The following is a 21,459-nucleotide window of genomic DNA, read 5'->3' as shown; positions in this document are numbered from 1 at the left end:
TGCGCGCACGGCCGCGCACTCCCAACGGAGCGGACGCAAGATACCAGTTTGCAGTTATGCGCAAAAGTGATGTTTGAGTATATGTAAAGAACCAAAACGACTAATGAAGTTCATGGAGGTAAAACCCACATTTGTGGTGCGGGCAATCATCGTCTTAACTGTGCTCGAGTCTTTATGCAATCACCGATAAAACCGACAAGAGGCGATGCAATGAGCAACCCAACCAAAGCAAGGAAAAGCGATAGCACGGTCGACGCCTGGGCGATTTTGTTCCTGATCATCCTGGTCGTGAGCACCGCGGTGTTCTGGGTCAGCCATCAATAAACGACCCCGTCCGGGCCCGGCGCCGACGATCGTCGGACAACAGCCGAATAAGCGCCGTTTCAAGGGACTTCGCTGGCTATAATGCGCAGCGGATTTTCGGGGGCTCGGACGATTTATGTTGAAGTTCTTCTGTGGCGTAGTGCTGGCGCTTGGTACGGTCCTGGGACCGTGTGCCCAGGCGGCTTCGGTATTGTTCCTGAACCCAGGGACTACCCAAGAGGTGTTCTGGGTCAGTTACTCGCAGTTCATGCAGGCCGCAGCCAAGGACCTGAGCATGGATTTACGCATCCAGTATTCCGAGCGAAACGCTGAAACCACACTCAAGCAGGCCCGCGAAGCCCTGCAAGGGCCGAATCGGCCGGACTATCTGGTGTTCGTCAACGAACTGTACGTCGCGCCCGAAATCCTGCGCCTGGCTCAAGGCAGCGGCGTGAAGCTGTTTTTGGTCAACAACGGGCTGACCGCCGACCAGATGCGTCTGCTCGGCGCCCAGCCAGACAAGTATCCCGACTGGTTGGGCAGCCTGGTGCCCAACAATGAGGAGGGCGGCTACTTGATGCTCAAGGAGCTGATTCGCCTGCATCGCCCGGTCGCGCCCGGTCAGGTCATTGATCTCGTGGCCTTTTCCGGCCTGAAGATCACGCCAGCCGCGCAACAGCGTGAGAAGGGCATGATGCGGGCATTGGCCGAACACCCTGAAGTGCGGTTGCGCCAGTTGGTCTATGGCGGCTGGACCCGCGAGCGCGCCTATGAACAGGCCAGGTTATTGTTCAAGCGCTATCCGCAAACGTCGCTGGTCTGGTCGGCCAACGATGAAATGGCCTTTGGCGCCATGCAGGCCTACGCCGAAACGGGCGGCCAACCCGGCAAGGACGTACTGTTCAGCGCTATCAACAATTCACCGACCGCGTTACAGGCGCTGTTGGATGGGCGTTTGAGTGTGCTGTTGGGCGGGCACTTCACGCTGGGTGGTTGGGCCCTGGTGCAACTGCATGACTACGATCAGGGTGTGGACATCAGCCAGTACGGCGGGCGCGACCGGCAGATTCCGTTGTTGCAACTGATCGATCGGGCGCAAGCCAAGCGGTTGCTGGCGTTGAGTGCTACGCAGGATTATGGCGTGGATTTCCAGAAACTCTCGGCCAAGGGGCGGCCGACGTCGTATCGCTACCCGTTCAGCTTGCAGGCCTTGATGCACTGATTGGCCCAAAGACGCAGGCTCAGACCCCCGCCAGGTGCAGCACCAGTTTCACGATGCCAAACAGCGTCAACGCGAACACTGCCGTGAACAGAATCCCCAGAATCACGAAATGACTGGGCTTGCCATGCGTGAAGTCCCGGGCCCGGTTCTTCCCGCTCTGCACCCCGAACGCCGCCGCCATGACGCTGTGCAGCATCTGCCAGAAGGTAGGCGGCTTGTTGTTGTCGACTGGATCGTCCATAAATCCCCCATCACTTATGTGTAAGAGCTAAGCATAGACAATCCACGGCATGCACAAATCAAATGTGGGAGCGAGCCTGCTCGCGATAGCGTACTGACAGTCGACATCAATGTTAACTGGACGGTACTCATCGCGAGCAGGCTCGCTCCCACAGAGGATCTCTGTTGGCCACAGACTGTGGCCAAGAGACCGCTTAGTTGTCGTAACCCAGGTTAGGCGCCAGCCAGCGCTCGGTCACGCTCAACTCCTGACCTTTGCGCGAGGTGTAGCTCTGCACCTGATCCTTGTCGATCTTGCCCACGGCAAAATACTGCGCCTGCGGGTGCGCGAAATACCAGCCGCTGACCGCTGCCGCCGGGAACATGGCGTAGTGCTCGGTGAGGAACACACCGCTGCGGCCGGCCTTGAGTTCTTCCGCTTCCGGGTCCAGCAGCTTGAACAGCGTGGCTTTCTCGGTGTGATCCGGGCAGGCCGGGTAGCCTGGAGCAGGGCGGATGCCGGTGTATTGCTCTTTGATCAGCGCCTCGTTGTCGAGCGTCTCGTCCTTGGCGTAGCCCCAGTAGTCTTTACGCACCTGTTGATGCAGCCACTCGGCACACGCCTCGGCCAGACGGTCGGCGAGGGCCTTGACCATGATCGAGTTGTAGTCGTCGCCCGCATCCTGATAGGCCTTGGCCACTTCTTCGGCACCGATCCCTGCGGTGGTGATGAAGCCGCCCACGTAGTCGGTCACGCCGCTGTCCTTGGGCGCGACAAAGTCGGCCAGGGAGAAGTTCGGTTTGCCGTCGGTCTTGATGATCTGCTGGCGCAGGTGATGCAGCTTGGCCAATGGCTTGCCGTCATCGCCGTAGACTTCGATGTCATCGTCGCGCACCTGATTGGCCGGCCAGAAGCCGAACACCGCACGGGCGCTGATGAGTTTTTCGTCGATCAGTTTGGCGAGCATTTCCTGGGCGTCGGCGTACAGCGCGGTGGCGGCTTCACCGACCACTTCGTCCTGGAGGATGCGCGGGAATTTCCCGGCCAGGTCCCAGGAGATGAAGAACGGCGTCCAGTCGATGTATTCGGCCAGCACCTTCAGATCAATGTTGTCCAGCACCTTGGCGCCAGTGAACGTCGGTTTGACCGGCTCGTAGCTGCCCCAGTCGAACTGCGGCTTCTTGGCGATGGCCACCGGGTAGCTCAGGCGTTCGGTACGGGCGCTGCGGTTGGCGGTGCGCTCGCGAACGTCGATGTATTCCAGGCGGGTCTTCTCGACGAAACCGGCCTTCAGCTCCTTGGACAGCAACTGCGTCGCCACGCCCACGGCGCGGGAGGCATCGGTGACGTAAATCACCGCGTCGTTGCTGTACTTGGGTTCGATTTTCACTGCCGTGTGTGCCTTGGACGTGGTCGCGCCACCGATCATCAACGGCAGATGGAAGTCCTGACGCTGCATCTCGCGGGCCACGTGAACCATTTCATCCAGCGAAGGCGTGATCAAACCGGACAGGCCGATGATGTCGCATTTCTGTTCTTTGGCGACCTGCAGGATTTTCTCCGCCGGCACCATCACGCCGAGGTCGACGATGTCGTAGCCGTTACAACCCAGCACCACGCCGACGATGTTCTTGCCGATGTCATGCACGTCGCCCTTGACCGTGGCCATGAGGATCTTGCCCTTGGCTTCCGGCTTGTCGCCTTTTTCCAGTTCGATGAACGGGATCAAGTGGGCCACGGCCTGCTTCATCACGCGGGCGGATTTCACCACTTGCGGCAGGAACATTTTGCCGGCGCCGAACAGGTCGCCAACGATGTTCATACCGGCCATCAACGGGCCTTCGATGACTTCGATCGGACGCGAGAACGACAGGCGCGATTCTTCGGTGTCTTCGACGATGTGGGTGGTGATGCCCTTGACCAGCGCATGTTCCAGACGCTTGTTGACGTCCCAGTTGCGCCACTCTTCGGTCTCGGCTTCCTTGACGCTGCCGTCGCCCTTGTACTTGTCGGCGATGGCGAGGAGGGCGTCAGTGCCTTCCGGAGTGCGGTTGAGGATCACGTCTTCGACGGCGTCGCGCAGTTCCGCCGGAATCTGATCGTAGATCTCCAGCTGACCGGCGTTGACGATACCCATGGTCAGACCGTTACGGATTGCATACAGCAGGAACACCGAGTGAATCGCCTCGCGCACCGGGTTGTTGCCACGGAACGAGAACGACACGTTCGACACGCCGCCGGAGGTCAGGGCGTACGGCAGTTCGTCGCGGATGTAGGCACAGGCATTGATGAAGTCCACAGCATAGTTGTTGTGTTCTTCAATGCCGGTGGCCACGGCGAAGATGTTCGGGTCGAAGATGATGTCTTCCGGCGGGAAGCCGACGTCGTTGACCAGAATGTCGTAGGAGCGCTTGCAGATTTCTTTCTTGCGCGCTTCGGTGTCGGCCTGGCCGGCTTCGTCAAAGGCCATCACCACCACTGCGGCGCCGTAGCGTTTGCACAGTTTGGCGTGATGAATGAACTGCTCGACGCCTTCTTTCATGCTGATCGAGTTGACGATGCCTTTGCCCTGGATGCACTTGAGGCCGGCTTCGATCACTTCCCACTTGGAGGAGTCGATCATGATTGGCACGCGAGAGATGTCCGGTTCACCGGCAATCAGATTGAGGAAGGTCACCATGGCCTTCTTCGAATCGAGCATCCCTTCGTCCATGTTGATGTCGATCACCTGGGCGCCGGCTTCAACCTGCTGCAGGGCGACTTCCAGGGCTTCGGTGTAGTTGTCTTCACGGATCAGACGGGCGAATTTGGCGGAACCGGTGATGTTCGTCCGCTCGCCGACGTTGACGAACAGCGAGCTGCGATCGATGGTGAACGGTTCCAGGCCCGAGAGGCGGCAGGCCTTGGGAATGTCCGGGATTTCACGCGGCGCATAACCGGCCACCGCTTTGGCGATGGCTTCGATGTGGCCCGGCGTGGTGCCGCAGCAGCCGCCGACGATGTTGAGGAAACCGCTTTGAGCGAATTCTTCGATGACCTTGGCGGTTTGCGCTGGCAGCTCGTCGTACTCGCCGAACTCGTTCGGCAGACCGGCATTCGGGTGCGCCGACACGTAGGTGCTGGCCTTGTTCGACAGCTCTTCAAGATACGGACGCAACTCACTGGCGCCAAGGGCGCAGTTCAGGCCGACCGAGATCGGCTTGGCGTGGGCCACGGAGTTCCAGAACGCTTCGGTGGTCTGGCCGGAGAGGGTGCGGCCGGAGGCGTCGGTGATGGTGCCGGAAATCATGATCGGCAACTCGACGCCCAGCTCTTCGTAAACCCCTTGCACGGCGAAGATCGCCGCCTTGGCGTTCAAGGTGTCGAAAATGGTTTCGATCAGGATCAGGTCGGCGCCGCCTTCGATCAGGCCTTTGGTGGCCTCGGTGTAGTTCTCCACCAGTTCATCGAAGGTCACGTTGCGGTAGCCGGGGTTGTTCACGTCGGGCGACAGCGAGCAGGTACGGCTGGTAGGGCCGAGCACGCCCGCGACGAAACGCGGTTTGTCCGGGGTTTCCAGGGTCTTGGCGTCCGCCACCTTGCGCGCCAGGCGTGCGCCTTCTACGTTGAGTTCATACGCCAGGCCCTGCATGCCGTAGTCGGCCTGGGACACTTGGGTGGCGTTGAAGGTGTTGGTTTCCAGAATATCGGCGCCGGCGTCCAGGTAGGCTTTTTCGATGGCGCCAATCACGTCCGGGCGCGTCAGCACCAACAAGTCGTTGTTGCCTTTTACATCGCTCGGCCAGTCGGCGAAGCGTTTGCCACGGTAATCCTGCTCCTCGAGCTTGTAGCTCTGGATCATCGTACCCATGCCGCCGTCGAGAATCAGGATGCGCTCTTTGAGGGCGTGCTTGAGAGCTTGAAGGCGAACGCTACGATCGGACATTTGGACTACTCGGTAAGGCCATGACGAAGGGCCGGGATAATAGCAAACCTGTGCGCTTTTGGAGCATGTGCGGGTTTTGCATGAATATCGTTCATGTTGGTGCGCAGCCCAGCCCGGTAGAATCACGGCGTTTTCTAATGATCAGGACCAGGGATATGTCGTATCGCGTCGTCACCAGCCTATTGATGCTGTTTTTAAGCGGGGGCGCCGCTGCGCAAGGTTCGGACATTTCCTACACCCGCGACATCCAACCGATCTTCACTGAAAAGTGCGTGGCTTGCCATGCCTGCTATGACTCCGCCTGTCAGCTCAATCTGGGCAGTGGCGAAGGGGCGTCCCGAGGTGGGACGAAGGCGCTTGTCTATGACGGCGAGCGCCGCCAGGCCGCAGTGCCAACCCGGCTGTTTTATGACGCCTTTGGCAAACGTGCCTGGCAGCAAAAGGGCTTTTATTCGGTGCTTGACGCCCAAGGCAGCCAAGCGGCGCTGATGGCGCGGATGCTCGAACTGGGCCACAAAACCCCGTTGCAACCCAACGCCAAATTACCGGAAGAGATCGTCCTGGGTCTGAACCGGGAAAACATGTGCGCCATGCCGACGGAGTTCGACGGCTATGCCAGTACTCACCCGAAAGAGGGCATGCCGCTGGCAGTCACCGGCCTGACCGATCAGCAGTACCAGACGTTGCAACGCTGGCTGGCTTCTGGCGCGCCGATCGATGAGCAGGGCCTGGTGCCCAGCGCCAAGGAAGCCTTGCAGGTGGTGCAGTGGGAACGCTTGCTCAACGCGCCGGGCGCCCGGGAGAGTCTGGTGGGGCGCTGGTTGTTTGAGCATTGGTTCCTGGCGCATGTCTATTTCAAGGACGGCGAGCCAGGGCATTTCTTCCAGTGGGTGCGTTCGCGCACGCCGACGGGTCAGCCCATTGACTTGATCAACACCCGCCGACCGAATGACGATCCGGGCACTCAGGTCTATTACCGTTTGTGGCCGGTGCAGGGCGTGATCGTGCACAAGACCCACATCACCTATCCGCTGAGCGCGGCGAAGATGGCGCGGATCAAAAGCCTGTTTTACAGCGGCAACTGGCAGGTCAGCGCATTACCGGGTTATGGGCCGGAGCGACGGGCCAATCCGTTCACGACCTTTGAGGCAATCCCGGCCCAGGCGCGTTACCAGTTCATGCTCGATAACGCCGAATACTTCGTGCGCACCTTTATTCGTGGTCCGGTCTGCCGTGGCCAGATCGCCACCGACGTGATCCGTGACAACTTCTGGGCACTGTTCCAGGCCCCGGAACACGACCTTTACATCACCGACCCGAATTATCGCGGCCAGGCCACGCCGTTGCTGGCGATGCCGGGGCAGAACGATGACGTCGGCAGTATTCTGAGCCTGTGGCGCGACTACCGTAATAAACGCAACGAATATGAAGCCTTGCGCCGGGACAGCTACGCCGATCTGCCGCCCCCGAGCTGGTCGACCCTGTGGGCCTGCAATGACAACGCGTTGCTGAGCATTTTCCGGCATTTCGACAGCGCCTCGGTGGACAAAGGCCTGATCGGCGATGTCCCGCAAACCATTTGGCTGTTCGATTATCCGCTGCTCGAACGCACGTATTACCAGTTGGCGGTTAACTTCGATGTGTTCGGCAACGTGTCCCATCAGGCCCAGACCCGGTTGTACTTCGATCTGATCCGCAACGGTGCCGAGCAGAACTTCTTGCGTCTGATGCCGGCCGATTCCCGCGATGGCTATCTCGACGATTGGTATCAGAACAGCGGCAAATTCAAGATGTGGCTGGATTACGAGGACATCGACAATGACAAACCAACGGCGCTGACGCTGGACGAAAAGGATCCGAAGCGCGATTTCGTCCTGCAGTTGCTGGCCCGATACGGCGAGCTCAACGCCAGACCTGACCCAATCAACCGCTGTGACGGTGCTTACTGCTCGCGTCCGAACATCGATCCGGCCTTACAGAATGCCGAGCAGGCCTTGAGCCGCCTGACTTCGCGCCCGGCCGCCGGTTTGAAAGTCATTGATCAATTGCCGGAAGCCACGATGTTGCGCATCGAGACTCAAAGCGGCAAACGCGAGGTCTACAGCCTGCTGCGCAACCGGGCCCACAGCAACGTGGCGTTCCTGCTCGGTGAATCGCTGCGCTATCAGCCGGGGCTCGATACGTTGACGATTTATCCGGGCGTGCTCAGCAGCTATCCCAACTTCATGTTCAACATCCCGGCCGGGCAAGTGCCGGCATTTGTCGACGCGATGGAAAATGCCAGGGACGCCGCCAGCTTCGAGAAAGTCGTCGAGCGCTGGGGCATTCGCCGCAGCCATCCGCAGTTCTGGCAGTATTTCCATGATCTGAGCCGTTACATCCACGATACCGATCCGGTGGAAGAGGGCGTGCTGGATATGAACCGCTACGAAAACCTCTGAAATGTCTGCAATTCAATGTGGGAGCGAGCCTGCTCGCGATGAGGGCCTGACAGTCACCTGATAGGTTGACCGTGAAATGGTCATCGCGAGCAGGCTCGCTCCCACAAGGGATCAGCGTATCTTTCCTGACAAAAATACTAGGACTTTGTCCGGCGCGATGATTGGCGTAAACTGCGTCCAAGCCTGCGAGGAGTTTCCATGACCGCTATTACCATTACCGACGCCGCCCACGATTACCTGGCTGATCTGCTCTCCAAGCAGAACACCCCGGGTATCGGCATCCGCGTCTTCATCACCCAGCCTGGCACCCAGTACGCCGAAACCTGCATTGCCTACTGCAAGCCGGGCGAAGAAAAACCTGAAGACACGGCGCTGGGGCTCAAGAGCTTCACCGCTTACATCGACTCGTTCAGCGAAGCGTTTCTGGACGATGCGGTTGTCGACTACGCCACCGACCGCATGGGCGGCCAGCTGACCATCAAGGCGCCAAACGCCAAAGTACCGATGGTCAACGCCGACAGCCCGGTCAACGAGCGCATCAACTATTACCTGCAAACCGAGATCAACCCGGGACTTGCCAGCCACGGCGGTCAGGTCAGCCTGATCGAGGTGGTCGAAGACGGCATCGCCGTGCTGAAGTTCGGCGGCGGTTGCCAGGGCTGCGGCCAGGCAGACGTTACCCTGAAGGAAGGCATCGAGCGCACCTTGCTCGAGCGTATTCCCGAGCTCAAGGGCGTTCGTGACGTGACCGACCACACGCAGAAAGAAAACGCCTACTACTAAGGTGTTCGCTGCGACATAAAAAACGGTGCCCGTGAGCACCGTTTTTTTATGGGTGAAATTCATTGCCCCATCGCGAGCAGGCTCGCTCCCTCATTGGAATGAGGTCAACTGTGGGAGCGAGCCTGCTCGCGATGGGGCCCTATGGCCTGTACAAATGCGCATGCCCCGCCCGATACAACGACGACTCACTGAAATGATCGCTGCCCAACACCCGACCCACCAGAATCAACGCTGTCCTGCGAAACCCCTTGGCTTCAACCTTCCCGGCTATGTCCTCAAGCGTTCCCACCACCCAATCCTGATCCGGCCAGGTCGCCCGATGAATCACCGCGATCGGGCAGTCGGCGCCATAGTGCGGCAGCAGTTCGACGAGGATCTTCTCGAGATGATTGACCCCCAAGTGGATCGCCATGGTCGCCCCATGCTGCGCCAGACTGCCCAGCTCTTCACCGGCGGGCATCGCGGTCTTGTCGGCGTAGCGGGTCAGAATCACGCTTTGTGACACGTCCGGCAGGGTTAGCTCGGCACCCAAAAGCGCCGCGCAGGCGGCAGTGGCGGTGACGCCGGGAATGATTTCGAAAGGGATGTCGAGTTCACGCAGGTAACGAATCTGCTCGCCAATCGCGCCGTACAGGCTCGGATCGCCGGAATGCACCCGGGCCACATCCTGGCCGTTGGCATGGGCGGTCTTGATCAGTTCGACGATCTGTTCCAGGTGCAGTTCTGCGCTATTGACCACCTGTTCGGCCCGGTGACCTTCCAGCACAGCGGCGGGGACCAGAGAGCCTGCATAGATGATGACCGGGCAGCTACGAATCAGCCGCTGGCCTTTGACGGTGATCAGTTCCGGGTCGCCGGGACCTGCGCCAATGAAGTAGACGGTCATCGTCGTTTCCTGTCAGAAAAAGGGCATGGGCACACCTCAGATGAAGATTGCTCATGATCGAAGGTGGGGATTATCGGGGATTTTACGCGGCGCAAGCCAATGCCAAGGTGGCCTGGGCGTATTTTTGTCGCGCAATCAGCAACTTTGCCGGAGCCTGAGCCAATTGTTCGGCCAGTGCCAGGGCGGCACTTTCCGCCACGCCGTAGCAGCCAGTGCGTTCGAACGCGATGTCCGAGTGGTGGCTGAGTTGCGGTTTATAACCGGCCAATTGTTCGCTGCTGAAATACATCAACGGCAATGCGAGTTGCTCGGCCAGTTCGATCAGGCCAGGCTCTTCGCGCTTGAGGTCGATGCTGGCCAGGGCCTTGATCTCACGGAGCTCGATGTGATGGGCCTGTAACGCCTGATCAAGTAGCGCCCGCAGCGTGCTGGCGGGGCAGCCGCGCTGGCAGCCCAGGCCGACCACCAGGGTCGGCGCTGCGCTGACGTCAGTCATGCGCGGTATTGGCCATCGCTTTTGCGGCGGAACAACCAGGCGCTGATCAGGCCCAAGGCCAGCCAGAACACCACGTTGGTCAACTGCGAAGCGATTTTGAATTGGCTTTCCAGAGCTTGCGGCGCCAGCATCGAATGGACTTCCGGTTGCGGCGCACCGATCACATGAGGCACGGCCAGAATCGCCACGCCGAGGATCTTCATCAGCCAGTGGCGGCTGAACACAATCAGCGCGATGCCGACAGCCGTGGATGCGGCAGTGCCAATCCACCAGATCTGCCGTTGCGCCAGATCCGCCGCGGCAGTGCCCGGCAGCTCAGGTGGCAGGCCCAGCGTTGGCGCCAGCACGAACGTCGCATAACCGGCCAAACCCCAGAGCAGGCCCTGGGAGGTGCGGCGTGGAGCACGCAAAGTGTAGAGGCCCGCGAGCATCAGGGCGAAACCCACTGCAACCACCAGATTGCCGCCAGTGGTCGACAGCACACGCTGCCAGCCGTCTTCAGGCTCCCAGGCTTGCGCATCGTGGGTATGAACGGCGACGGCGCCTTCAGCGTGTTCGTGGACTTCAGTAGCCGGAGCCTTCTCAAAGGTTTCCGCCTGCAAAATCAGCGGCGCGACCCAAAAGCTTTGCAGCAGGGTCAACAGCAGGGCGGCCAGCAACCCGGTGAAACCTGCGGTTTGCGCAATACGCTTGATCATCTCAGCAGGTCTCAATGGCACGGAAAGGCAGAACTGTGACGGGTATCGTGCGCGGCATTGTGCACCGCTTCGATGTGCGAGAAACCGGCGAAATACACAAGGCACGCGCCAAGGATCGACGCACAAAAAGCGGCGGTCAGGCGTTGGCTCAGGGTTGTGGTGGTGCTGGCCGTTGCATGGCCGGTGCTGGTGCTGCTGATAATCGACATGGCGCTTCCCTCTGGTCTGTCAGCGGGTGAATAGAGCGCATGAAAACCTCCGCACGCCGGGGGCTCGCAGAGATTTGAACAGCGCCCGCCCACCGCGGGTTTGTCATTCAGTGAACGTAAAAGTCACTTTGTGTTGCGGGCCGGTCTCCGGGCTCGCGAGGGGCAGGGCTAACGCCGAAACCTGCAAGCATCACCTTCCCATGCCGTATGACGGGCACAGTGGATCTGACACTTCACTCGCTTACCGTTGCGGGGGCAGCACCGGACTGACATGGCTTTAGAGTAAAGCACATGATTCACCGGTTTCCCGTTTCACCCTGTGAAGGGCACCCGTAACAAGGCGTGTAGGAGAGCATGGGCGGGGGTTGGGCGTCAATTGGCAAGGGTTCTCAACTCGACACCGAGGCGTTTCCATCGCGAGCAGGCTCGCTCCCACAGGCGACCGCATTTCAATGTGGGAGCGAGCCTGCTCGCGATGGGGCCGGTGGCGGCGCTACAAGACATTGACCCGCCCCCACACGATGCGTAGCCTTGCGCTTTCGAGGTTCTTCGGCATCTGCCGAAGCTAAGAAGGGAACGCGGTCGATGCCGCGGCTGCCCCCGCAACTGTGAACGGTGATGTTCGCTGCCACGCCACTGCAAGCCCTGATCCATCAGGTTCGCGGGAAGGCGCAGCAAACGCCAGTCGAACGATTGGCACACCGTCAGCCAGGAGACCTGCCTCGGTACAGATTCTCACTTTCAACCGGGCGGGGTGATCCGGTGGCGAACTCTTCAGGCACGCGCGCCCGCGTTGCCGGTCGTCGTCCCGTATGCCCGCCACCTTGCCAAAGGGCATCCGATGAAAACACTGGCCAAACTCCCCGTCACCATCGTTACCGGCTTTCTCGGCTCGGGCAAAACCACCTTGCTGCGGCACATGCTCGACAACGCCCAGGGCCGTCGCATCGCGGTGATCGTCAACGAGTTCGGCGAGCTGGGCATCGACGGTGAAATCCTCAAGCAGTGCTCGATCGGCTGCACCGAAGAAGAAGCCAGCGGTCGCGTCTACGAACTGGCCAACGGCTGCCTGTGCTGCACGGTTCAGGAAGAGTTCTTCCCGGTGATGCGCGAACTGGTCGCTCGTCGCGGCGACCTCGACCATATCCTCATCGAAACTTCGGGTCTGGCCCTGCCAAAGCCTTTGGTTCAAGCCTTCCAGTGGCCAGAAATCCGCAGCGCCTGCACCGTTGACGCGGTGATCACCGTGGTCGACAGCCCGGCCGTCGCTGCTGGCACCTTCGCGGCGTTCCCGGATCAAGTGGACGCCCAGCGTAAACTCGACCCGAACCTGGACCACGAATCGCCGCTGCATGAGCTGTTCGCCGATCAACTGGCCAGCGCCGATCTGGTGATCCTCAACAAGGCCGACCTGATCAGCGCCACAGACCTGGCCCGCGTGCGCCTGGAAGTCGCCGAAGAACTGCCGCCAGCGGTGAAAGTCATCGAAGCCAGCAGCGGTCGTCTGCCACTGGACGTGTTGATCGGCCTCGGTGCCGGTTCTGAAGAACACATCGACAGCCGCCACAGCCATCACGATCATCACCATGAAGGTGAAGACGACCACGACCACGACGCGTTTGACTCCATCTCTATTGAGCTGCCACAAGCCGACGAAAGCCTGCTGATGGATGCGCTGACTCAATTGGTGGTTCAGCACGGCATCCTGCGGGTCAAAGGCTTCGCTGCGGTCCCGAGTAAACCGATGCGCCTGCTGATCCAGGGCGTGGGCACGCGTTTCGACAAGCACTTCGACCGTCAGTGGGGCGCCGAAGAATCGCGTACCACGCGTCTGGTGTTGATCGGACAGGATCTGGACGCCGCTGCGCTCGAAGCGCAATTGCGCGCTGCGCTCAGCGTTTAAATCATGCACTTGCTCAGGACTCAGCCCGGCGGTTTCGTGTCGGATGACAATATTGCCGACCTTGGACAAACCCCCGCCGAGCTGGTGATCCTGTGCAGCGGCGATTCCAGCCTGGCGTTGCTCGCCGAAGCGGCGCAGCAGTTGCCCGACGATTACCCGAGCCTGCGCCTGGCCAATCCGATGCAGGTGCAGAATCACGCCTCGGTCGATCTCTACGTCGACGAAGTGCTGCGCCACGCCAAGGTGATTCTGATCTCGCTGCACGGTGGCATCGCCTATTGGCGTTATGGCATTGAGCGGCTGGTGGAGTTATCCGAACGCGGCGTGCAGCTGATTCTGGTGCCGGGGGACGATCGCCCGGACCCGGAACTCAGCGACCTGAGCACCGTAACCGCGCAAGACCGCGACCGGCTCTGGCACTTCCTGCGTCAGGGCGGCATGGCCAATGCGCTGGACCTGTTTCGCTGCCTGGCCAATCGCTGGTTGGGCCGTGATTACGCCTGGTCCGAGCCGCAAACCCTGCCACGCACCGCGATTTACCATCCGCAAAAAAGCCCCGCTGAGCTGAGTGATTGGCAAGCCGACTGGCAGGCTGATCAGCCGGTGGCGGCGGTGCTGTTTTATCGCTCGCACTTGCAGGCGGCGAACACCGGTTTCATCGATATTTTCTGCCAGCGTCTGCAGGCGGCGGGGTTGAACCCGTTACCGATTGCGCTGGCCAGTTTGAAAGAGCCCGGCTGCCTGACGGTGGTTGAGGACCTGCTGGATGAAGTCGAAACGGGGGTGATTCTCAACACCACCGGTTTCGCCCAGTCCAGCCCCGAAGCGCCGCACTTGCGACCGTTTCGCCGCAACATCCCGGTGATCCAGGCCATCTGCGCCCAGGACAACGAGCCGGGTTGGCGCGCCAGCGAACAAGGCCTGGGGCCCCGCGATCTGGCGATGCACATTGCACTGCCGGAACTGGACGGGCGGATCATCAGCCGGCCGATCAGCTTCAAGGACCTGGCCTGGCGCAGCGAGCGCAGTCAGTCCGACGTGGTCTGCTACCGGCCGCAACCTGAGCGCATGGATTTTGTCGCCGAACTGGCGCGGCGCTGGATCGATCTGGCGCGAGTGCCCAACGGCGAAAAACGCATCGCCCTGATCCTCGCCAACTACCCGACTCGCGACGGGCGCATCGGCAATGGCGTCGGCCTCGACACTCCGGCTGCGGCATTGAATATCCTCCGAGCGCTGCACGCCGAAGGTTATCCGCTGCCCGCCACGTTGCCGGACAGCGGCACCGCGTTGATCCAGCAATTGCTCGGCGGCGTCAGCAACGACCTCGATACCCTCGACCAGCGTCCCTGCCACCAAAGCCTCGCGCTGGACGACTACAACCTGATGTTCAACGCGCTGCCCGAGGCCAATCGCCAAGCCGTGCTGGATCGTTGGGGCGCGCCCGAAAACGACCCTATGTTCCGTGGCGGACGAATGATGATTGCCGGTCTGCGCTTCGGCCTGACCTTCGTCGGCATTCAACCGGCCCGGGGTTATCAGGTGGACCCGAGCGCGGTGTATCACGACCCGGACCTGGTGCCGCCTCACGGCTATCTGGCGTTCTACTTCTGGTTACGCAACACCTACGGCGCTCACGGCGTGATTCATGTGGGCAAGCACGGCAATCTCGAATGGCTGCCGGGCAAGGGTGTCGGGCTGTCGGAAAACTGCTGGCCGGACGCGTTGCTCGGGCCGTTGCCGAATATCTATCCGTTTATCGTCAATGACCCGGGCGAGGGCGCCCAGGCCAAACGTCGTACCCAAGCGGTGATTATCGATCACCTGATGCCGCCGCTGACCCGCGCCGAAACTTACGGCCCGCTGCGCAATCTCGAATTGTTGGCCGACGAGTATTACGAAGCGCAATTGCTCGATCCACGCCGCGCCCGGGAGCTGCAACGCGACATCCTGCAACTGGTGCGCGACACGCACATCGACCGCGAACTGCAGCTCGACGCAAAGCTCGACAGCGATGCCGATGCGGCGATCTGGTTGCCGCGCCTGGACACATACCTGTGCGACTTGAAGGAGTCGCAGATCCGCGATGGCTTGCACGTGTTTGGCGAGTCGCCGGTCGGGCGGTTGCGCATCGACACCTTGGTGGCCTTGCTGCGTATTCCTCGCGGCGATGGCCGTGGGGCGCAATCGAGCTTGCTGCGGGCGCTGGCCAAGGCGTTCGCGTTGGGCTTCGATCCGCTGGATTGCGTTTTGGCCGAGCCCTGGAACGGTCCTCGACCGGACGCATTGCTGTCGCTCAGTGATGAACTGTGGCGTACGGCCGGCGATACCCGCGAACGTCTGGAACTGTTCGCCGCGCAGTTGATCTCGCAGACTTTGAATGCCGAGGTCGAACTACTGAACCCTCCTCAAACCATGCCCGGACCTTGTGGGAGCGAGCCTGCTCGCGAAGCGGTTGATCATTCAATATTGATGTCGATTGACCCACCGCTTTCGCGAACAGGCTCGCTCCCACAGGAGGGTGGTTGGTCCGATGTGAGCGCGATCATCGACAGCTTGCGCGAGGTCGTTGCTCCACGCCTGGACGCCTGCGGCCCGGCAGAAATGCGCGGCTTGCTGGACGCCCTCAGCGGTCGGTTCGTCCCGGCCGGCCCCAGCGGCGCACCCAGTCGCGGACGTCTGGACGTGCTGCCCACCGGGCGCAATTTCTATTCGGTGGACGTGCGCAACCTGCCGACCACCACCGCGTGGCGCATCGGCTTCCAATCCGCGAACCTGATTCTTGAGCGGCACCTGCAGGACCACGGCGATCACCTGCGTCAGCTCGGTCTGTCGGTCTGGGGCACCGCGACCATGCGCACTGGCGGCGACGACATTGCCCAGGCCATGGCGCTGATGGGCGTGCGGCCGGTGTGGGCAACCGGTAGCCAGCGGGTCGATGATTTTGAGATTTTGCCACTGAGCTTGCTCGACCGTCCGCGCGTGGACGTGACCTTGCGCGTCTCTGGATTCTTCCGGGATGCTTTTGCCAACCTGATCCGCCTGTTCGATGCCGCCGTGCAAGCGGTCGCCGCGCTGGATGAGCCAGACGATCTCAACCCGTTGGCGGCCAAGGTCCGTGCCGAGCGCAAAGCGCTGCTGGAATCCGGTCTCGATGAAGACGCGGCTCGGCGACAGGCTGGCTGGCGCATTTTCGGGGCCAAACCGGGTGCTTATGGCGCGGGTGTGCAAGGCGCCATCGACGGTCGCTTGTGGCAAAGCCGTGAGGACTTGGCCGAGGTTTACCTGAACTGGGGCGGCTACGCTTACGGCGGCTCCGATGAAGGCACCGCCGCCCGCGAACAGTTCGCCCAGCGTCTGAGCCAGGTGCAGGCAGTGCTGCAAAATCAGGACAACCGCGAGCACGACTTGCTCGATTCCAACGATTATTACCAGTTCCAGGGTGGCATGCTGGCGGCCGTCGAAAGCCTCAGCGGTGAAGCAGCGGCCAGTTATCACGGCGATCACAGTCAGCCGGACTTGCCGAAGATCCGCACGTTGAAGGAAGAGCTGAACCGGGTGATCCGTTCCCGGGCAGCCAATCCGAAATGGATCGACGGGGTCAAGCGTCATGGCTATAAAGGCGCGTTCGAACTGGCGGCGACAGTCGATAACCTGTTTGCGTTCGACGCCACCACGCAGTTGATTGACGATCACCAATATGCGTTGCTGGCGGACGCCTATTTGCTTGATCCGGCGACCCGGGAGTTTGTCCGCGAACACAATCCCCATGCCCTGCGCGACATGACCGAGCGCATGCTGGAGGCGCAGCAACGAGGAATGTGGAAAGAACCGGGCGAGTACCGCGAGGCGCTGGAGAACTTGTTGCTGGATATAGAAGAAGACGGGTAACTCTGTGGCACCGCTAACCTGTGGGAGCGTGGCTTGCCCGCGAAGAGGCCCTCACATCAACATTGATTTCGACTGAGCGGACGCCTTCGCGGGCAAGCCACGCTCCCACAGGTACAAGGTGTGCCTGCCACCGACCATGACTGAGATTTTAAAATGATCGACACCCCCCATTTCCCGCTCTCCGCTGTGGTCGGCGCCGATGATTTGAAGCTCGCGCTGTACCTCACCGCCATCGACCCGAAAATCGGCGGCGTGCTGATCGAGGGCCCGCGCGGTATGGCCAAGTCGACTCTGGCCCGAGGTCTGGCGGACCTGTTGGCCAGCGGTCAATTCGTCACCTTGCCCCTGGGCGCCACTGAAGAACGGCTGGTGGGCACTCTCGACCTCGACGCGGCCCTGAGCAACGGTCGCGCACAGTTTTCTCCCGGTGTGCTGGCCAAGGCCGACGGCGGCGTGCTGTATGTCGATGAAGTCAATCTGCTGCCCGATCACTTGGTTGACTTGCTGCTCGACGTGGCTGCCAGCGGCACCAACCTGATCGAGCGCGACGGGATTTCCCATCGGCATTCGGCGAAGTTTGTGCTGATCGGCACCATGAACCCGGAAGAGGGCGAGCTGCGTCCGCAACTGCTCGACCGCTTTGGTCTGAACGTCGCCCTCAGTGGCCACACCGCACCGGCCGAGCGGGGCCAGATCATCCGTCGTCGACTGGATTTCGACAGCGACCCGCAGGGGTTTTGCACCGAATGGGAAAATCAGCAACACGCACTGCGCGAGCGTTGCCAAAAGGCGCGTGCCGTACTGGCGAGCATCCCGCTCGATGATGCCGCACTGGCGCAGATCACCGAACGCTGTTTTGCTGCCAGCGTCGATGGCCTGCGGGCGGATCTGGTCTGGTTGCGCGCCGCCCGGGCTCACGCCGCCTGGCGAGGCGCGAGCGCGATCAGCGAAGACGATATCGACGCGGTCGCCGAGTTCGCCTTGCGCCATCGCCGTCGCGAACACTCGCCACCGACGCCGCAACAGTCCCAGGCACCACAACCGCCCTCGACCCGGCATGCCAACCCGAGCGAAGGTCAGGGTCTGTGGGGCGAAATGCCTGCCCAGGCGCTGCCGGTCGGCGCTCGACGTGAAGTGCCGAGCTGGCCAAAAAAGCCCTAGGCATTCGCCCTCGATCAGACGCGGGGGCGAATGCCAGACCCCGTGCAGGACGGCTGGATCACGGTAAGCAGGGCAAGCATCACGCAGCCCGCAGCGGATCGATCAATTGGCCCGGCACGTTACTCAATGGCCGACCGCGTCAACGCGACGATGTGCTGTTTCACCTGCGCACCCGCAGTCCTCATGAATTATGGCTGGTGATCGTCGATGCCTCGGCCTCGACCCGGCGTCATCAAGCGTTGAGCGATGCCAAGGGCCTGCTGGCGCAACTGTTCGATGATGCCTATCGTCAGCGTGCGCGCTTGGCGTTGCTGACCGCCAGCGGTCATGTGCCGAAGTGGCAGGTGCAAGGGTTGAAAGCCTGCGCTGGCTTGCGCGACTGGCTCGAGGAACTCGGGGCTGGTGGCGGTACGCCGATGCTGGCGGCGCTGGGCGAGGCGGGGCGTTGGTTGGCGGCACGGCAAAAGCGCTTTCCAGCAGAGCAGCAGCGGCTGTTGCTGGTGACGGATGGGCGGATGAAGGAATGGTCAATGTTGCCGGCACTGGATTGCCCGGGGCTGCTGATCGATATCGAGCGCGGGCCGATTCGTCTTGGCCGGGCTAAAGTGTTGGCAGCGCAGTTGCAGGTTGATTATCGACATGTCGACGAGCTGATTTCAGGTTGATTGTTGTGCTGAAAGTGCTGGCCCCATCGCGAGCAGGCTCGCTCCCACATTTGATCTGCGGCGTTCACAAATCCCATGTGGGAGCGAGCCTGCTCGCGATGGCATCACCTGAATATCGGATAATCACCGAGACCCCACATCGCTACCCTATGCTCTGTAAGCAAGCCAATCACAGGAGTGACCCATGCGCGTTCTAGTCCGCAACAATCAGGACGATTTCCGCGTCAAAGCCTACGCGGGTACCAACGGCGTATTGCTGGCCATCGACCTGGCCGAACCCCGCCGCAAAGGCCTGCTGGGTTTCGCCATCGAAAAACAGCAAGGCGACAAACCGTGGCTGTTTCTGTTCAACAGCCTGACCTTCCCCGGCAAGGCTCATACGTTCCCGCAGTTTCACGCCACCCCCAGCGATATCGCGCCGTTACAGAAATTTCGCTGGGCCGATTACGCGGTCAATCCGGGTGTGACGATCCACTATCGGGTCCACTTGGCCTATGGCAACGCTGACGCGCCACAGCTGGGTGAGTTTCTCGAAGTGACGGTCACCACGGACAACGGCCTGCCCAAGGGCCAGAACGTCATTTTCAACCGGGCGGTGGCCGCGAGTCAGGCCTTCCAGCGCAAGTTCGCCGACCTCGATGCGCAGCTCAGCGCCAACAAGACACTGCCCATCGAAGCCTGGCCCGACGCGCCGCGGCAATGGCTGGAAAATGGTTTGCTCGCTCGCTTGCTGGGGTTTATCGAGCGTGCCGAGGATGGCCAGTGGGCGCTGGACATCGCGATTTATGAATACCAGTTGCAGGTGATCGTCGATGCGGTGAACGCAGCCTTCGAGCGCGGCGTAAAGGTTCGGGTCCTGTACCACGCTCAACCGGGTGAAGACACCACGGTACTGAATGAAGCCAGCCTGGAAAAAATCCCGGCGGCGAACAAACGCGGGCGAGTCACCCACAACATCTTCCACAACAAATTCATCGTCCTGAGCCGGCTCGACGGGGCAGGGCAGCATCAGCCCGAAGCGGTGCTCTGCGGCAGTACCAACTTCACCGCCAATGGTGTCTACCGTCAGGCTAACGTCGTGCATGTGCTGGACGATGCCCGGATCGGCGCCAGTTACCTGCGAACCTTCGAGCAAGTCTGGGCCACACCGGCGGACGTCGCGGCCACCCGGGAATGGCTGACGGAAAACAATCCGATGCAGCCGGACCAGCCGCTGTTCGCAGGGTTCTCACCGCGCACGGGTCAGGGCGACTTGCGTGAGTTTGTCGAGATCATCAACGCCGCCAAAAAAGACCTGCTGTTTGTCACGGCATTCACCTTGCCGGATGAAATACTCAACGCCTTGCTCGGCGAGCCCCACGACGACATCTTGCGTTACGGCCTGCAAAACACCGTCAGCAGCATCACCGGTTTCCACGCCGACCGCACCGCCGAGTTCGCCGCCACCGCGCTGCTCAACACCGGCCTGGAAGGCTGGCTCAAGGAAAACATGAAAGGCCAGAAGGGCAACCTGCTGGTGCACACCAAAGCCATCGTCGTCGACTTCACCAGCGATACACCGACCATCATCAGCGGCAGCCACAATCTCAGTACCGCGGCCAGTAACGGCAATGACGAAAATTACCTGATCATCCGTGGCGACACCGACCTGGCCGATCGTTACGGCTTGGAACTGCTGCGCTTTTACGAGCATTACCGGTTCCGCTACTTTGCAAAAAAACTGTCGCTCAAACAGGTCCGGCCGTTGACTCCGGACGACAGCTGGACCGATGACTATTACCTCGAAGGTGATTTGCGCATGCTGTCGCGGCTGCGCTTTTCGGGACGATAAACAGCCTGGCGAACCTCCTGTGGGAGCGAGCCTGCTCGCGATAGCAGTAGATCAGTCAACAGAGATGTTGAATGTGAGGCCCTCATCGCGAGCAGGCTCGCTCCCACAGATTTTGCGTGTCACCGGCATCAGGGCCTGCTCGCGATAGTGGTCTGTCAGATGACTCAAACATGACTCATCAACCGTACATTCAACAGCTCCCGTGCCCGTGGCGCGGTGGATAAAGTGCTGAGGGTTTTCTGCAACCACGGCAAGTCATGGCGGGGTTTGTGGGCAACCGGCTTGGGCCTGAGCTTGCCGATGTGCTTTTTGAAGTCTTCTTCCAGGGTTTCTCGGGTGCCAATCCCCTTGAGTTTCTTCAGCAGCTTCCCTTCCTTGTAAAACAGCACAGTGGGTGTGCCGGTGACTTCCGGATGCCGGGGCGATTCGCCGGTGTTGAGCATGTAGATTTGCGCGTGATGCCGATACGGCTCGGCAATCTGACGAAAAATCGGCCCGGCCATTTCGCAGGCGGGACAGTGTTGGCTGCCGAAATACAGGATCACCGGGCGCCAGGTTTTGAGCGCCTTGCGGTAGACCGCAGCCATGGTCGGGTGGGTGGACATCGAGCTCATTGAAATCTCCTTTTCAAAGACTGTCGAAGGCCTGTTGACGTTAAAGGAGGTGAGCAGGTGGGTCTACTGTCAGAAATTACAGGTGGGGGCTGCTTCATTTTGAATCGCTACGGCTTCAAATGTGGTGCAAGTACTCGAGCGTTGTGTCCCACGGTAGCGTTCTCTTATTTGTGCGTTTCGTAACGCCTTCCTCGCGCTCACGCGCATCCAT

General features: G+C 60.8%; 15 protein-coding genes and 2 riboswitches. Of the genes, 8 read left to right on the top strand and 7 right to left on the bottom strand.

The features are described from left to right. Positions 1 to 439 precede the first annotated feature (439 nt). Positions 440 to 1,525, top strand: a complete 1,086-nt coding sequence (locus KGB14_RS07200) for an ABC transporter substrate-binding protein (protein ID WP_223485210.1) — start codon at positions 440 to 442, stop codon at positions 1,523 to 1,525. Positions 1,526 to 1,544: 19 nt separating this feature from the next. On the opposite strand, the gene KGB14_RS07195 is transcribed toward KGB14_RS07200, so the two are convergent. Both KGB14_RS07195 and metH read right to left on the bottom strand, forming a co-directional pair. Further along, positions 1,545 to 1,766: a DUF2970 domain-containing protein gene (locus KGB14_RS07195; protein WP_223485208.1), complete on the bottom strand. Its 222-nt coding sequence runs from the start codon at positions 1,764 to 1,766 to the stop codon at positions 1,545 to 1,547. 193 nt (positions 1,767 to 1,959) lie between these two features. Further along, positions 1,960 to 5,670 (bottom strand): methionine synthase, encoded by a 3,711-nt coding sequence (gene metH, locus KGB14_RS07190; RefSeq protein WP_223485206.1) that lies wholly within the window; start codon positions 5,668 to 5,670, stop codon positions 1,960 to 1,962. Between the two features lie 155 nt (positions 5,671 to 5,825). Between metH and KGB14_RS07185 the strand changes: the two genes are divergently transcribed. Together KGB14_RS07185 and nfuA are read left to right on the top strand one after the other, a co-directional pair. Further along, on the top strand, positions 5,826 to 8,111 hold the full coding sequence (locus KGB14_RS07185) for a fatty acid cis/trans isomerase (RefSeq protein ID WP_223485204.1): 2,286 nt from the start codon (positions 5,826 to 5,828) through the stop codon (positions 8,109 to 8,111). 198 nt (positions 8,112 to 8,309) lie between these two features. Then, the gene (nfuA, locus tag KGB14_RS07180) at positions 8,310 to 8,894 is read left to right on the top strand and encodes a Fe-S biogenesis protein NfuA (RefSeq protein WP_223485202.1); all 585 of its coding nucleotides are present in this window, start codon (positions 8,310 to 8,312) and stop codon (positions 8,892 to 8,894) included. A 139-nt stretch (positions 8,895 to 9,033) separates the two neighbouring features. Here the strand turns inward: nfuA and cobM are convergent, their stop codons facing one another. The 4 genes from cobM to KGB14_RS07160 all read right to left on the bottom strand — a co-directional run bounded on the left by cobM (position 9,034) and on the right by KGB14_RS07160 (position 11,183). Beyond that, positions 9,034 to 9,780, bottom strand: coding sequence for a precorrin-4 C(11)-methyltransferase (gene cobM, locus KGB14_RS07175; RefSeq protein ID WP_223485200.1), 747 nt, complete (start codon positions 9,778 to 9,780; stop codon positions 9,034 to 9,036). A gap of 82 nt (positions 9,781 to 9,862) precedes the next feature. Further along, positions 9,863 to 10,276 (bottom strand): cobalamin biosynthesis protein, encoded by a 414-nt coding sequence (locus tag KGB14_RS07170; RefSeq protein ID WP_223485198.1) that lies wholly within the window; start codon positions 10,274 to 10,276, stop codon positions 9,863 to 9,865. Then, positions 10,273 to 10,974: a CbtA family protein gene (locus tag KGB14_RS07165; protein ID WP_223485196.1), complete on the bottom strand. Its 702-nt coding sequence runs from the start codon at positions 10,972 to 10,974 to the stop codon at positions 10,273 to 10,275. Before KGB14_RS07165 ends, KGB14_RS07170 begins: the two co-directional genes overlap by 4 nt. A gap of 11 nt (positions 10,975 to 10,985) precedes the next feature. After that, positions 10,986 to 11,183 carry a CbtB domain-containing protein gene (locus KGB14_RS07160; protein ID WP_223485194.1) on the bottom strand — a complete coding sequence of 66 codons (198 nt, stop codon included), beginning with the start codon at positions 11,181 to 11,183 and terminating at the stop codon, positions 10,986 to 10,988. A 120-nt stretch (positions 11,184 to 11,303) separates the two neighbouring features. Then, a riboswitch (cobalamin riboswitch) is annotated at positions 11,304 to 11,532 on the bottom strand. A 176-nt stretch (positions 11,533 to 11,708) separates the two neighbouring features. After that, positions 11,709 to 11,923: riboswitch (cobalamin riboswitch) on the top strand. 101 nt (positions 11,924 to 12,024) lie between these two features. Here KGB14_RS07160 and cobW point away from each other — a divergent pair. From cobW to KGB14_RS07135, 5 genes are all read left to right on the top strand, one after another. Then, the gene (gene cobW / locus KGB14_RS07155) at positions 12,025 to 13,086 is read left to right on the top strand and encodes a cobalamin biosynthesis protein CobW (protein WP_317851017.1); all 1,062 of its coding nucleotides are present in this window, start codon (positions 12,025 to 12,027) and stop codon (positions 13,084 to 13,086) included. A 3-nt stretch (positions 13,087 to 13,089) separates the two neighbouring features. Beyond that, positions 13,090 to 16,977, top strand: a complete 3,888-nt coding sequence (gene cobN / locus KGB14_RS07150) for a cobaltochelatase subunit CobN (protein ID WP_223485190.1) — start codon at positions 13,090 to 13,092, stop codon at positions 16,975 to 16,977. 153 nt (positions 16,978 to 17,130) lie between these two features. Beyond that, positions 17,131 to 18,138, top strand: coding sequence for an ATP-binding protein (locus KGB14_RS07145; protein WP_223485187.1), 1,008 nt, complete (start codon positions 17,131 to 17,133; stop codon positions 18,136 to 18,138). 101 nt (positions 18,139 to 18,239) lie between these two features. After that, entirely contained in the window at positions 18,240 to 18,803 is a 564-nt protein-coding gene (locus tag KGB14_RS07140; RefSeq protein ID WP_317851019.1) for a vWA domain-containing protein, read from the top strand. A gap of 184 nt (positions 18,804 to 18,987) precedes the next feature. Next, the gene (locus tag KGB14_RS07135) at positions 18,988 to 20,634 is read left to right on the top strand and encodes a phospholipase D-like domain-containing protein (protein WP_223485185.1); all 1,647 of its coding nucleotides are present in this window, start codon (positions 18,988 to 18,990) and stop codon (positions 20,632 to 20,634) included. A gap of 164 nt (positions 20,635 to 20,798) precedes the next feature. Here KGB14_RS07135 and KGB14_RS07130 read toward each other — a convergent pair whose 3' ends face one another. Continuing rightward, on the bottom strand, positions 20,799 to 21,248 hold the full coding sequence (locus KGB14_RS07130; RefSeq protein WP_223485182.1) for a thioredoxin family protein: 450 nt from the start codon (positions 21,246 to 21,248) through the stop codon (positions 20,799 to 20,801). Between the last annotated feature and the right edge of the window lie 211 nt (positions 21,249 to 21,459).

The sequence above is a fragment of the Pseudomonas sp. A-RE-19 genome (assembly GCF_019956555.1).
GTDB lineage: Bacteria > Pseudomonadota > Gammaproteobacteria > Pseudomonadales > Pseudomonadaceae > Aquipseudomonas.
This window is presented reverse-complemented; position numbering and strand designations above follow the sequence as displayed.